This is a genomic window from Bradyrhizobium sp. HKCCYLRH3099, from assembly GCF_051167855.1.
Lineage (GTDB): Bacteria > Pseudomonadota > Alphaproteobacteria > Rhizobiales > Xanthobacteraceae > Bradyrhizobium.
Window position 1 is genome coordinate 73,356 of the sequence record NZ_JBNPTW010000028.1, and the last position, 12,730, is coordinate 86,085.

The 12,730-nt window shown below is 64.3% G+C and carries 12 protein-coding genes; all 12 read left to right on the forward strand.

Annotation, left to right across the window (positions count from 1 at the left end; all coding sequences use genetic code 11):
- Nucleotides 1–3: 3 nt before the first annotated feature.
- Complete coding sequence (gene nuoH, locus ACQR1Y_RS33580) at nucleotides 4–1,074, forward strand: NADH-quinone oxidoreductase subunit NuoH (protein WP_434879868.1); 1,071 nt, start codon at nucleotides 4–6, stop codon at nucleotides 1,072–1,074.
- 7 nt (nucleotides 1,075–1,081) lie between these two features.
- On the forward strand, nucleotides 1,082–1,570 hold the full coding sequence (gene nuoI / locus ACQR1Y_RS33585) for an NADH-quinone oxidoreductase subunit NuoI (protein ID WP_006611003.1): 489 nt from the start codon (nucleotides 1,082–1,084) through the stop codon (nucleotides 1,568–1,570).
- A 204-nt stretch (nucleotides 1,571–1,774) separates the two neighbouring features.
- The gene (locus ACQR1Y_RS33590) at nucleotides 1,775–2,413 is read left to right on the forward strand and encodes an NADH-quinone oxidoreductase subunit J (RefSeq protein WP_257165733.1); all 639 of its coding nucleotides are present in this window, start codon (nucleotides 1,775–1,777) and stop codon (nucleotides 2,411–2,413) included.
- Nucleotides 2,410–2,718, forward strand: a complete 309-nt coding sequence (gene nuoK, locus ACQR1Y_RS33595) for an NADH-quinone oxidoreductase subunit NuoK (RefSeq protein WP_006611001.1) — start codon at nucleotides 2,410–2,412, stop codon at nucleotides 2,716–2,718. The genes ACQR1Y_RS33590 and nuoK overlap by 4 nt, the downstream gene beginning before the upstream one ends.
- Before the next feature lie 64 nt (nucleotides 2,719–2,782).
- Nucleotides 2,783–4,870 carry an NADH-quinone oxidoreductase subunit L gene (nuoL, locus tag ACQR1Y_RS33600; protein ID WP_434879869.1) on the forward strand — a complete coding sequence of 696 codons (2,088 nt, stop codon included), beginning with the start codon at nucleotides 2,783–2,785 and terminating at the stop codon, nucleotides 4,868–4,870.
- Nucleotides 4,867–6,375 carry an NADH-quinone oxidoreductase subunit M gene (locus ACQR1Y_RS33605; RefSeq protein WP_009026246.1) on the forward strand — a complete coding sequence of 503 codons (1,509 nt, stop codon included), beginning with the start codon at nucleotides 4,867–4,869 and terminating at the stop codon, nucleotides 6,373–6,375. The genes nuoL and ACQR1Y_RS33605 overlap by 4 nt, the downstream gene beginning before the upstream one ends.
- A 29-nt stretch (nucleotides 6,376–6,404) precedes the next feature.
- Nucleotides 6,405–7,832 carry an NADH-quinone oxidoreductase subunit NuoN gene (nuoN, locus tag ACQR1Y_RS33610; protein ID WP_434879870.1) on the forward strand — a complete coding sequence of 476 codons (1,428 nt, stop codon included), beginning with the start codon at nucleotides 6,405–6,407 and terminating at the stop codon, nucleotides 7,830–7,832.
- The gene (locus ACQR1Y_RS33615; protein ID WP_434859157.1) at nucleotides 7,833–8,639 is read left to right on the forward strand and encodes a biotin--[acetyl-CoA-carboxylase] ligase; all 807 of its coding nucleotides are present in this window, start codon (nucleotides 7,833–7,835) and stop codon (nucleotides 8,637–8,639) included.
- Nucleotides 8,640–10,310 (forward strand): ribonuclease J, encoded by a 1,671-nt coding sequence (locus ACQR1Y_RS33620; RefSeq protein WP_434859156.1) that lies wholly within the window; start codon nucleotides 8,640–8,642, stop codon nucleotides 10,308–10,310.
- Nucleotides 10,311–10,358: 48 nt separating this feature from the next.
- On the forward strand, nucleotides 10,359–10,763 hold the full coding sequence (mce, locus tag ACQR1Y_RS33625; RefSeq protein ID WP_012044572.1) for a methylmalonyl-CoA epimerase: 405 nt from the start codon (nucleotides 10,359–10,361) through the stop codon (nucleotides 10,761–10,763).
- Between the two features lie 12 nt (nucleotides 10,764–10,775).
- Entirely contained in the window at nucleotides 10,776–11,051 is a 276-nt protein-coding gene (locus tag ACQR1Y_RS33630; RefSeq protein WP_434859155.1) for a DUF1467 family protein, read from the forward strand.
- Between the two features lie 98 nt (nucleotides 11,052–11,149).
- On the forward strand, nucleotides 11,150–12,451 hold the full coding sequence (mtnK, locus tag ACQR1Y_RS33635) for an S-methyl-5-thioribose kinase (protein ID WP_434879871.1): 1,302 nt from the start codon (nucleotides 11,150–11,152) through the stop codon (nucleotides 12,449–12,451).
- Nucleotides 12,452–12,730: the final 279 nt, after the last annotated feature.

Below are 12,730 nucleotides of genomic sequence, written 5' to 3' on the forward strand. Positions count from 1 at the left end.
CTGATGGCTGATTTCTTCGCAAGCTCGTTCTGGACCGGCTTCCTCTGGCCGCTGATCATCATGATCGCGCAGAGCGTGCTGCTCCTCGTCGTCCTCCTGGTCGCGATCGCCTACATTCTGCTAGCCGACCGCAAGATCTGGGCGGCGGTGCAGATCCGCAGGGGCCCCAACGTGGTTGGGCCCTTCGGCCTGTTCCAGTCGTTCGCCGACCTCCTGAAGTTCGTGCTCAAGGAGCCGATCATTCCGGCCGGCGCCAACAAGGGCGTGTTCCTGCTGGCGCCGCTGGTGTCCTGCGTGCTCGCGCTGGCGGCCTGGGCGGTGATCCCGACCAATCTTGGCTGGGCGATCGCCGACATCAATGTCGGCATCCTCTTCATCTTCGCGATCTCGTCGCTGTCGATCTACGGCATCATCATGGCCGGCTGGTCGTCGAACTCGAAGTACCCGTTCCTGGCGGCGCTGCGCTCCGCGGCGCAGATGGTGTCCTACGAGGTCTCGATCGGCTTCGTGATCATCACCGTGCTGCTCTGCGCCGGCACCTTGAACCTCTCGGCCGTGGTCGAGGCGCAGCATGCGCGCGGGCTGGCCAGCCTGATCGGCCTGCCGCAGCTGACGATCCTGAACTGGTACGTCTGGCCGCTGTTCCCGATGTTCGTGGTGTTCTACGTCTCGGCGCTGGCCGAGACCAACCGCCCGCCGTTCGATCTGGTGGAGGCGGAATCGGAGCTCGTCGCCGGCTTCATGGTCGAATACGGCTCGACGCCGTATCTGCTGTTCATGCTCGGCGAATATGTCGCGATCACCACGATGTGCGCGCTGGCGACGATCCTGTTCCTAGGGGGCTGGCTGCCGCCGATCGACGTGGCGCCGTTCAACTGGGTGCCGGGCGTCATCTGGTTCTCGCTGAAACTGTTCTTCATGTTCTTCCTGATCGCGATGGCGAAAGCGATCGTGCCGCGCTACCGCTACGACCAGTTGATGCGACTCGGTTGGAAGGTGTTCCTGCCGCTGTCGCTGGTCATGGTGGTCGTTGTCGCAGGCGTGCTGCACTTCGCCGGCATCGCGCCGAAATGAGGCTGTCATGAACATCTCCGCCACTGCACGGTCGCTGCTGCTGCAGGAGTTCGTCTCCGCGTTCTTCCTCGCGATGCGCTACTTCTTTCAGCCCAAGCCGACCCTGAACTATCCGTTCGAGAAGGGCCCGATCTCGCCGCGCTTCCGCGGCGAGCATGCGTTGCGCCGCTATCCCAATGGCGAAGAGCGCTGCATCGCCTGCAAGCTGTGCGAGGCCGTGTGCCCGGCGCAGGCGATCACCATCGAGGCCGGTCCGCGCCGCAACGACGGCACCCGCCGCACGGTGCGCTACGATATCGACATGGTGAAGTGCATCTATTGCGGCCTGTGCCAGGAAGCTTGTCCGGTGGACGCGATCGTCGAGGGCCCGAACTTCGAGTTCGCGACCGAGACCCGCGAGGAGCTGTACTATGACAAGGCCAAGCTGCTCGCGAACGGCGACCGCTGGGAGCGCGAGATCTCCAAAGCCATCGCGCTCGACGCGCCGTACCGCTGAGGCCGTGATCGTGAAAATTGGGATGCTCATGCGCGCCGCGATGGCAGTCGGCTCTCTCCCCCCTTGTGGGGGAGAGGTGGAGAGGGGGGTAAGCCCCGCACTCCGGACTCGCGGCTTACCCCCCTCCCTAACCCTCCCCCACAAGGGGGGAGGGAACGCAGTGTCGTTTGCCGCTGCATCCGTTTCGATTTGCGGGAGACCCCGATGATCCTTCCTGCGCTCTTCTTCTACCTGTTCGCGGCGGTCTGCGTGGCCTCGGCCGTGATGGTGATCGTCTCGAAGAACCCCGTTCACTCGGTGCTCTATCTAATCCTCGCCTTCGTCAACGCCTCTGGCCTGTTCGTGCTGATGGGCGCCGAGTTCCTGGCGATGATCCTGGTCGTCGTCTATGTCGGCGCCGTCGCGGTGCTGTTCCTGTTCGTGATCATGATGCTCGACGTCGACTTCACCGAGCTGCGCGAGGGCTTCCTGCAGTACATGCCGATCGGTCTCGTGATCGGCGGCATCTTCCTGTTCGAGCTGCTGCTGACCGTGTCCTACTGGGTGATCAACCCGACGACGCCGAAGGCGATCACGGCGGCGATCCCGACCAACGTCACCAACACCGAGGCGCTCGGCCTCGTGCTCTATACGAAGTACGTCCATTACTTCCAGCTGTCGGGCATGATCCTGCTGGTGGCGATGATCGGCGCGATCGTGCTGACCTTGCGACACAAGGCCAGCGTCAAGCGCCAGGACATCAACGTCCAGAACGCCCGCACGCCTGAGATGGCGATGGCCGTTCGCAAGGTCGCGGTCGGCCAGGGGCTGCAGGATACGGATGCCGCGGAGTGGGTGAAATGACCATCGGACTGGGGCACTACCTCGCGGTCGCCGCGATGCTGTTCACGCTCGGCATCCTCGGCATCTTTCTGAACCGCAAGAACATCATCGTCATCCTGATGTCGGTCGAGCTCATCTTGCTCGCCGTCAACATCAACCTGGTGGCGTTCTCGACCTTCCTCGGCGACATCGTCGGCCAGGTGTTCGCGCTCTTGGTGCTGACGGTCGCCGCCGCCGAGGCCGCGATCGGTCTGGCCGTGCTGGTGGTCTATTTCCGCAACCGCGGCTCGATCGCGGTCGAAGACGTCAATCTGATGAAGGGCTAAGGCGCATGACTCGCAGATGTGGGGGCCGGCTCGCCGGCAAGGTCATGCGTAAGGGAACGGGCGAATGATCCAGGCCATTGTCTTTCTGCCGCTGCTGGGCGCGATCCTGGCCGGCCTGATCGCGCTGCTCGGCGCCCATGGGCGCCATCCGAGCGGCGACGAGGTCGAGCATCACGACGACGGTCATGCGCATGGCGCGGCCGACGCGCATGCTCATGCGCATGACGACCACGCTCACGACGATCACGGCCACGACGATCATCATGTCGCCGAGCCGCCGGCCTCGGGCACCTGGGCCGCGCAGGCGATCACCACCGCGCTGCTGTTCGTCTCCGCCGCGTTGTCCTGGGCGACCTTGGTCAGCGTCGGCTTCATGCACCACGAAGCCGGCGTGAAGGAGCTGCTGCCCTGGATCAATTCCGGCGAGCTGCAGGTGTCCTGGTCGCTGCGCGTCGACACGCTGACGGCCGTGATGCTGGTGGTGGTGACGAGCGTGTCCTCGCTCGTGCATCTCTATTCGATCGGCTACATGGACGAGGATCCGAACCGTCCGCGCTTCTTCGCCTATCTCTCGCTGTTCACCTTCGCGATGCTGATGCTGGTGACCGCCAACAACCTCGTGCAGCTGTTCTTCGGCTGGGAGGGCGTGGGTCTCGCCAGCTATCTTCTGATCGGCTTCTGGTTCCAGAAGCCCTCGGCCAATGCCGCCGCGATCAAGGCCTTCGTCGTCAACCGCGTCGGCGACTTCGGCTTCGCGCTCGGCATCTTCGCGATCTTCCTGCTAACGAAGTCGACCGACTTCGAGACCATCTTCGCCGCTGCGCCGAGCATCGCGGGCAAGACGACGATCAACTTCCTCGGGTGGCATGCGGATGCGCTGACGCTCACCTGCCTGCTGCTGTTCATGGGCGCGATGGGCAAGTCGGCGCAGTTCCTGCTGCACACCTGGCTGCCGGACGCGATGGAAGGCCCGACCCCGGTGTCGGCGCTGATTCACGCCGCGACCATGGTCACGGCCGGCGTCTTCATGGTGGCGCGCCTGTCGCCGCTGTTCGAGCTCGCGCCGAACACGCAGGCCGTCGTGATGTTCTTTGGCGCCACCACCGCCTTCTTCGCGGCGACCGTCGGCCTCGTGCAGAATGACATCAAGCGCATCGTCGCCTATTCGACCTGCTCGCAGCTCGGCTACATGTTCGTGGCGATGGGAGCGGGGGCCTATTCGGTCGGCATGTTCCACCTGTTCACGCACGCCTTCTTCAAGGCGCTGCTGTTCCTGGGGGCCGGCTCCGTGATCTATGCGATGCACCACGAGCAGGACATCCGCAACATGGGTGGGCTGTGGAAGAAGATCCCGTACACCTTCGCGGTGATGACGGTCGGCACCCTGGCGCTGACCGGCTTCCCGGGCTTCGCGGGCTTCTTCTCCAAGGACGCGATCATCGAGGCCGCCTATGCCGCGCACAATCCGTTCGCGACCTACGCGTACTTCCTGACCATCGCGGCCGCCGGCCTGACGTCGTTCTATTCCTGGCGCCTGGTGTTCAAGACCTTCTTCGGCACCCCGCACGACCAGCGTCACTACGACGCGGCCCACGAGAGCCCGATCTGGATGCTGATCCCGATCGGCGTGCTCGCCGCCGGCTCGATCCTCGCGGGTTTCCCGTTCAAGGCCTTGTTCGTCGACCCCCACGGTGTCGAGCACTTCTTCGGCGAGTCGCTGAAGATGAACCCGCAAATCCTGGAAGACATGGAGCACATGCCGGCTCTGCTCGCCGAGCTCCCCTTCGTCATGATGGTGCTGGGATTCGTCGTCTCCTACTTCTTCTACGTCAAACGTCCGGACATCCCGGAGGAGCTCGCCGCGCAGCAGCCGCTGCTCTACAAGTTCCTGCTCAACAAGTGGTACTTCGACGAGCTCTATGACTTCATCTTCGTCCGTCCGGCGAAGTGGCTCGGCCGCTTCCTCTGGAAGAAGGGCGACGGTTTCGTCATCGACGGGTTCGGTCCGGATGGCGTCTCGGCGCGGGTGCTCGACGTCACGCGCAACGTCGTCAAGATCCAGACCGGTTATCTCTATCACTATGCCTTTGCCATGCTGATCGGCGTCGCCGGCCTGATCACCTGGTTCATGTTCATGGGGGGCCAGCAATGACCACCTGGCCAATTCTCTCTGTCGTCACCTTCCTGCCGCTCGTCGGCGCGCTGCTGATCTATCTGGTCCGCGGCGACGACGAGGCGGCCCAGCGCAATGCGCGCTGGATCGCGCTATGGACCACGCTGATCACCTTCGCGGTGTCGGTGATCCTGGTGCTGCGCTTCGACCCCGGCCAGACCGACTTCCAGTTCGTCGAGAAGAAGAACTGGCTGGCGGCCGGCATCAGCTATCACATGGGCGTCGACGGCATCTCGCTGCCGTTCGTGATCCTGACCACCGCCCTGATGCCGTTCTGCATCGTGGCGAGCTGGAAATCGGTCAAGAATCGCCTTCGCGAATACATGATGGCGTTCCTGATCCTGGAAACGCTGATGGTCGGCACCTTCTCGGCGCTCGACCTCGTGCTGTTCTACCTGTTCTTCGAGGGCGGCCTGATCCCGATGTTCCTGATCATCGGCGTCTGGGGTGGTCCGCGCCGGGTCTACGCGTCGTTCAAGTTCTTCCTCTACACCTTGCTCGGCTCGGTGCTGATGCTGCTCGCCATCATGGCGCTGTACTGGAACGCCGGCACGACCGACATCCCGACCCTGATGCACACCGCGGTGCCGCGGAACTTGCAGACCTGGGCCTGGCTCGCCTTCTTCGCCTCCTTCGCGGTGAAGATGCCGATGTGGCCTGTGCACACCTGGCTGCCGGATGCGCACGTCGAGGCGCCGACGGCGGGCTCGGTGATCCTGGCCGCGATCCTCCTGAAGATGGGCGGCTACGGCTTCCTGCGCTTCTCGCTGCCGATGTTCCCGCTGGCGTCGCACGACTTCGCGCCGCTGGTCTGGACGCTCTCGGCCATCGCGATCATCTACACCTCGCTGGTCGCGCTGATGCAGGAGGACATCAAGAAGCTCATCGCCTACTCGTCGGTGGCGCATATGGGCTTCGTCACGATGGGCATCTTCGCCGGCACCATGCAGGGCGTCGCCGGCGGCGTGTTCCAGATGATCTCCCACGGCATCGTGTCGGGCGCGCTGTTCCTCTGCGTCGGCGTCGTCTACGACCGCATGCATACCCGCGAGATCGCGGCCTATGGCGGCCTCGTCAACCGGATGCCGATCTACGCGCTGGTGTTCATGGTGTTCACCATGGCCAATGTCGGTCTGCCCGGGACTTCCGGCTTCGTCGGCGAGTTCATGACCCTGCTCGGCACCTTCAAGGTGTCGATCCCGACCGCGTTCTTCGCAACTTTCGGCGTCATCCTCTCGGCCGGCTACGCGCTGTGGCTGTACCGCAAGGTGGTGTTCGGCGCGCTGACCAAGCCGTCGCTCGCGAGCATCAAGGACCTCACGCTGCGTGAAGGCGTGATCCTGTTTCCGCTGGTGGCGCTGACCATCCTGTTCGGCGTCTATCCGAAGCCGATCCTGGACATGTCGGCGGCCTCGGTGCAGCAGCTCGTCACCAACTACAATACCGCCGTGACGGCCGTGAAGGCCGCCGCGCTGCTCCAATGATGAGACCTTAAGGGGTCGGGACAGAGACGATGATCGAGAATCTTGGGCCTCAGCTTTGGGTGGTGCTGCCGGAGCTGCTGCTGGCCTTGGGGGCCATGGCGCTGTTGATGCTGGGCGCGTTTCGCGGGCAGGGGACGACGGGGATCGTCACCGGGCTTGCGGTCGTGCTGCTGATCGTGGTCGGCATCCTCGTGCTGAGGCAGCCGGCCGGACAGGCGTTCGGCGGCAGCTTCATTGCTGACAGCTACGCGCGCTTCCTGAAGATCCTGGCGATCATCGGCTCGATCGCGACGCTGATCATGTCGGCCGAGTTTCTGTCCAAGCCCGACCGCCGCATCTTCGAATACGCGATCCTGGTGCTGCTCTCGACCTTGGGTATGCTGGTGCTGATCTCGGCCGGCGACCTGATCACGCTCTACCTCGGCCTCGAGCTGATGTCGCTCGCGCTCTACGTCGTCGCCGCCAGCCACCGCGACAACGTCAAGTCGACCGAAGCGGGCCTGAAGTACTTCGTGCTGGGCGCGCTGTCGTCGGGCATGCTGCTCTATGGCGCCTCGCTGATCTACGGCTTCACCGGCACGGTGAGCTTTGCCGGGATTGCTGCGGCGACCAAGACCGGCGGCGTCGGCATCATCTTCGGCCTCGTCTTCCTGTTCGCCGGCATGTGCTTCAAGGTTTCGGCGGTGCCGTTCCACATGTGGACGCCGGATGTCTATGAAGGCGCGCCGACTCCGGTGACCGCGTTCTTCGCCTCCGCCCCGAAGGTGGCTGCGCTCGCTGTGTTCGCCCGCGTGGCGCTGACGGCATTCCCTGGCATCACCTTCCAGTGGCAGCAGATAATCGTGTTCGTCTCGATCGCCTCGATGGCGCTCGGCTCGTTCGCCGCGATCGGCCAGACCAACATCAAGCGCCTGATGGCCTATTCGTCGATCGGCCACATGGGCTTTGCGCTGGTCGGCCTCGCCGCCGGCACGGTCGAGGGCGCGCAGGGCGTGCTGACCTACATCGCGATCTACGTCGCGATGACGCTCGGCTCGTTCGCGGTGATCATGGCGATCAAGCGCAACGGCCAGTCGTTCGAGAAGATCAGCGACTTTGCCGGCCTGTCGCGCACCAATCCGCTGCTCGCCTTCTTCTTCGCGATGCTCTTGTTCTCGCTGGCCGGCGTGCCGCCGCTCGCGGGCTTCTTCGCCAAATGGTACGTGTTCGTCGCCGCGATCAAGGGCGGGCTGTTCACCCTGTCGGTGATCGGCGTGCTCACCAGCGTGGTCGGCGCCTACTACTATCTGCTGATCGTCAAGACCATGTACTTCGACGAACCGTTGCCGACCGTCGATCCGGTCCGGATCGAACTGCGCACCGTGCTCGCGATCTCCGGCATCTTCAACATCCTGTTCTTCGCCTATCCCGGCCCGCTGGTCAGCGCCGCCGCGGCCGCGGCGAAGTCGCTGTTCTAGATGATTTTTGCTCTCGGGGCCCGTGCCGCTGCCAGCGGCTACGGGCTCGTCGTCTTCGATCAGGCCGGCTCGACCAATATTGAGGCCCTTTCCGCCGCGCGGCAGGGCGCCAAGGCGAGCTGGTTCGTCACCACAGAGCAGACGGCCGGCCGCGGCCGACGCCAGCGTCCCTGGATCGCCCCGCGCGGCAATCTGGCATCCTCGGTTCTTGAAGTCCTGAATGTTGCGCCAGCGGTTGCCGCGACCCTCGGCTTTGCCGCCTGCCTCGCGATCTCGAGCGCCCTCCGGCAGGTCAGCCGGGAGGCCGTGCTGCGATCGGGTGGCCGTTCGAACCTCGATTTCTCCGTGAAATGGCCCAACGATGTGCTCGCCGGTGGCCGCAAGATCGTCGGCATGCTGCTCGAAGCCGAGCAGGTCGCGGGCGGCCTCGCGGTCGTGGCCGGCATTGGCACCAATGTGGTGGCCGCGCCGACCGATACCCCGACACCGGCGGTGTCGCTGCGCGATCTCGGCGTCGAGGTGAGTGCCGAGGACCTGTTCACGGCGCTGTCCGACAATTGGGTCGAATATTTCGGCATCTGGAACGCGGGCCGCGGCTTCGGCGACATCCGAAAGCTGTGGCTGGAGCGCGCGGCCGGCCTCGGGCAGCCCGTCGCCATCAGGTCCGGACATGCTATCATCGAGGGGATTTTCGACACGATCGACGAACAGGGTTGTATGCTGGTGCGGACCGCGGAGGGACGATTGGAGCCGATCACGGCCGGTGATGTTCATTTCGGCTCGGTCGCATCCAAAGGAGCGGTCTAGATGGCGCGTCCCGACGAACTGACATTTGCGCCGCTCGGCGGCGTGGGCGAGATCGGCATGAACCTGTCGATCTACGGCCTCGGCAATCGCCACCAGCGCTCCTGGCTCGCGATCGATCTCGGCGTGTCCTTCGGCGACGAGGAGCATCTGCCGGGCATCGACCTGATCATGCCCGACGTGAGCTTTCTCGAGAAAGAAGGCAAGAACCTCGTCGGCCTGGTGCTGACGCATGCGCATGAGGACCATTTCGGCGCCATCATCGATCTCTGGCCACGGCTGAAATGCCCGATCTACGCGACCAAGTTCAGCGCGGCGCTGTTCGAGGCCAAGTGCGAGGCCGAGCGGCTGCCCGCGAAAATCCCGGTCAGGGTGATCCCGTCCGGCGGCCGCGTCGACATCGGCCCGTTCAACGTCGAGTTCATCCCGGTCGCGCATTCGATTCCGGAGTCGCATGCGCTCGCCATCCACACCGAGGTCGGCACAGTCCTGCACACCGGCGACTGGAAGATCGATCCGACGCCGGTGCTGGGCGCACCGACCGACGAGAAGCGCCTGCGCGAGCTTGGCGATGCCGGGCTGCTCGCGCTCATCGGCGATTCCACCAATGCCGTGCGCGAGGGGCGCTCGCCATCCGAGGCCGAGGTCGCCAAGACCATCGCGGCTCTCGTCAAGGAAGCGAAGGGCCGCGTCGCGGTCACCACCTTCGCCTCGAACGTCGCACGCATTCGTGCCGTCGCTGAAGCCGCGCGAGAAGCCGAGCGCGAGGTCGTCATCGTCGGCCGCGCCATGGAGCGCGTCGTGCAGGTCGCGCGCGAGACCGGCTATCTCGACGGCGTGCAGAATTTCCGCGGCATGGATTTGTACGGCCACTTTCCGCCGGACAAGGTGCTGGCGCTGTGCACCGGCAGTCAGGGCGAGCCGCGCGCGGCGCTGGCGCGCATCGCCAATGACGACCATCCGCTGGTTACCCTGAACAAGGGCGACACCGTCATCTTCTCCTCGCGCACCATTCCCGGCAATGAGAAGGCGGTCGGCGCCGTCATCAACGGCCTGGTGCAGCAGGGCATTGAGATCATTACCGACCGCAACCATCTGGTGCACGTCTCCGGCCATCCGCGCCGCGACGAGCTGCGCGACATGATCGCCTGGACGCGGCCGCAGCTCCTGATCCCCGTCCATGGCGAGGCGCTGCACCTGAACGAGCATGCCAAGCTGGCGCGTGCCTGCGGCGTGCCGAAGGTGATCACCTGCCGCAACGGCGATCTGGTCAAGCTCGGCCCCGGCGATCCCGGCATCATCGACCAGTTGCCGTCGGGGCGGCTGTACAAAGACGGCACCATCCTCGAGGATTCGAAGTCGCGCGCGGTCGTCGAGCGTCGCAAGATGAGCTTCGCGGGCTGCATCTTCGTGGCCATGGCGGTCACCGAGAAGGGCGAGCTGGCCGACGATCCCGAAGTGGACATGGTGGGCATCCCCGAGAAGACGACGGCGGGCGAGGAGATGGACGACATCGTGTTCGATGCCGTGGTCTCGACCTTTGAAGGCCTGCCGCGGGCGCGCCGGCGTGACCCGGACGCTGCGGCCGAGTCGGTGCGCCGCGCCGTGCGTTCTGCGGTCAACGAGCAGTGGGGCAAGAAACCGATCTGCCTCGTCCACGTATTGGAAGTCTGAGCAAAGCAAGGCCGATCGAACGGCCGCGATACAACAGTGGAGGATGTCATGCTGGGCCGGCTCAATCACGTCGCCATCGCGGTCAAGGATGCGGAGAAGGCTGCGAAAATCTACGGCGCCGCGTTCGGCGCCGAAATTTCCTCAGCCGTGCCGCTGCCGGAGCACGGCGTCATCACCGTCTTCGTCACCTTGCCGAACACCAAGATCGAGTTCATCCAGCCGCTCGGCGAGGCCTCGCCGATCGCCAAATTCCTTGAGCGCAATGCCGATGGTGGCATCCATCACGTCTGCTACGAGGTGGCCGACATCATCGCCTCGCGTGATACCCTGATCAAGGAAGGCGCCCGCGTGCTCGGCGACGGCCAGCCCAAGATCGGCGCCCACGGCAAGCCGGTGCTGTTCCTGCATCCGAAGGACTTTTCGGGCGCGCTGGTCGAAATCGAGCAGGCCTGAGGCAGCGCGATCATGGCCTATACGATCTCAACCTGGCTTGCGATCTACTTCGTGATGTGGTGGGTGACCTTGTTCGTCACCCTGCCGTTCGGCATCCGCAGCCAGCATGAGACGGGCGGCGCTTCGCCGGGCACCGACCCCGGCGCACCGACGATCAGCCTGATGGGCCGCCGCCTGATCTGGACGACGCTGCTGTCGGCCGCGATCTTCGCGCTGTCCTTGATGGCCTATCAGGCGGGCTATCTCAACATCGAGCGGCTGTCGAAACTGATGGGCATGCCGTTCTAGATCGCTTGCATCGCACAACATTCTTCCGAAGCCGACGCGCGGACGTGCGTCGGCTTTTTTGCTATAGGAGGCAAAACAAGACGACAGGGAGGTTGCGCGTGACCATATCGGCCGAAGCCCGGCAGGGGAACCCATCGGGCTATCGCATTCTGAACGAGGCGGATCTGAGAGCGTATCTCGCTGCCATCCCGTCGGTTGCAACCCAGCTCGGCGGGCCGGCCGACCATTGGGCGATCACCGAAGTGGGCGACGGCAACCTCAATCTGGTCTTCATCGTCAAGGGCAGTTCTGGAGGGCTCGCGGTCAAGCAGGCGCTGCCTTACGTCCGCCTCGTCGGCGAGAGCTGGCCGCTGCCGCTCTCGCGCGCGCACTATGAGCATCTCGCGCTCACGCATCAGAACCGTCTCGCACCCGGCCTCGTGCCGGCCATCGTCCATCATGACGCCGCGCTGGCGCTGACGGCGATGGAGCTGCTCGAGCCCCACATCATCATGCGCAAGGGGCTGGTCGCGGGTACGATCTATCCATCCTTCGTCGATCACGTCACGACGTTCATGGCGCAAACGTTGTTCTTCTCGTCCGATCTCGCCTTGACGGCCGCCGCGAAGAAGGTGGCGATCGCGAGCTTTGCCGGCAATCACGCGCTGTGCAAGATCACCGAGGATCTGATCTTCACCGACCCTTATCGGATCGCTGAGCAGAACCGCTGGACGTCGCCATGGCTGGATGCGACCGCCGCCGACATCCGCGCCGATCTCGACCTGCATGTCGCGATCTCCCGGCTGAAGCTGAAATTCCTGTCGAGCGCCGAGGCGCTGATCCATGGCGACCTGCATACCGGATCGATCATGGTCACGGACAACGAGACAAAGGTGATCGATCCGGAGTTCGCGTTCTACGGCCCGATGGGGTTCGATGTCGGAGCTGTGCTGGCCAACCTGCTGATGGCCTACTTCGCCTCGGACGGTCACGAAAGATCACAAGGGGAGCGGCAGGCGTTCGAGAGCTGGGTGCTCGGCTCGGTCGATCAGGTCTGGAGCGGGTTCGCGCAGAAATTCATGGAGCTCTGGCGCAGCGAAGCTCGCGGTGATGCGTATCCGCTGTCGCTGTTTCCCGGCGAGGCAGGTGCTGCGCGGCTGGAAGCCGAACGTCAGACCTACATGGCTCGGCTGCTCCAGGATGCCGTCGGCTTCACGGCCGCCAAGATCATCCGCCGCATTCTCGGATTGGCGCACAACATCGATTTCGAGCTGATCGAAGATGCCAAGCGGCGTGCGACTTGCGAGGCAAGGGCGCTGCGGCTGGCGCGCACGCTGATGGTGGAGACGGACGCGTTCATCTCGATTGAGTCGGTGACGAACGCCGCGCGCGAATTGCGCCATTGGCAACCGGAGTTTTGAAAAGCCCAACCGTCATTGCGAGGAGCGAAGCGACGACTTGTGCCATAGCCCGGAGAGCGACGGTGGAAGCAATCCGGAATCCTCGCGAGGCCCTGGATCGCGTCGCTTCGCTCGCGATGACGCAGATTGTCGCGTAGCCCGGATGAGCGCAGCGATATCCGGGGTCTCCGACAGAGCGCGTTAGATCCCGGATGCCGCCGCGTCATCCGGGCTTCTGTAACGGGCCTTGGTTTGTCAATCCCAATTGCATGTCCTATCGCCGGGCCCTTGCTTCTGTAC

What these genes read in the sequence shown, in the direction of transcription:
- ACQR1Y_RS33615 (WP_434859157.1), top strand. Translation starts at nt 7,833, where the DNA reads ATGATTTTTGCTCTCGGGGCCCGTGCCGCTGCCAGCGGCTACGGGCTC.
- nuoL (WP_434879869.1), top strand. Translation starts at nt 2,783, where the DNA reads ATGATCCAGGCCATTGTCTTTCTGCCGCTGCTGGGCGCGATCCTGGCC.
- ACQR1Y_RS33620 (WP_434859156.1), top strand. Translation starts at nt 8,640, where the DNA reads ATGGCGCGTCCCGACGAACTGACATTTGCGCCGCTCGGCGGCGTGGGC.
- nuoN (WP_434879870.1), top strand. Translation starts at nt 6,405, where the DNA reads ATGATCGAGAATCTTGGGCCTCAGCTTTGGGTGGTGCTGCCGGAGCTG.
- ACQR1Y_RS33630 (WP_434859155.1), top strand. Translation starts at nt 10,776, where the DNA reads ATGGCCTATACGATCTCAACCTGGCTTGCGATCTACTTCGTGATGTGG.
- ACQR1Y_RS33605 (WP_009026246.1), top strand. Translation starts at nt 4,867, where the DNA reads ATGACCACCTGGCCAATTCTCTCTGTCGTCACCTTCCTGCCGCTCGTC.
- mce (WP_012044572.1), top strand. Translation starts at nt 10,359, where the DNA reads ATGCTGGGCCGGCTCAATCACGTCGCCATCGCGGTCAAGGATGCGGAG.
- nuoH (WP_434879868.1), top strand. Translation starts at nt 4, where the DNA reads ATGGCTGATTTCTTCGCAAGCTCGTTCTGGACCGGCTTCCTCTGGCCG.
- nuoK (WP_006611001.1), top strand. Translation starts at nt 2,410, where the DNA reads ATGACCATCGGACTGGGGCACTACCTCGCGGTCGCCGCGATGCTGTTC.
- ACQR1Y_RS33590 (WP_257165733.1), top strand. Translation starts at nt 1,775, where the DNA reads ATGATCCTTCCTGCGCTCTTCTTCTACCTGTTCGCGGCGGTCTGCGTG.
- nuoI (WP_006611003.1), top strand. Translation starts at nt 1,082, where the DNA reads ATGAACATCTCCGCCACTGCACGGTCGCTGCTGCTGCAGGAGTTCGTC.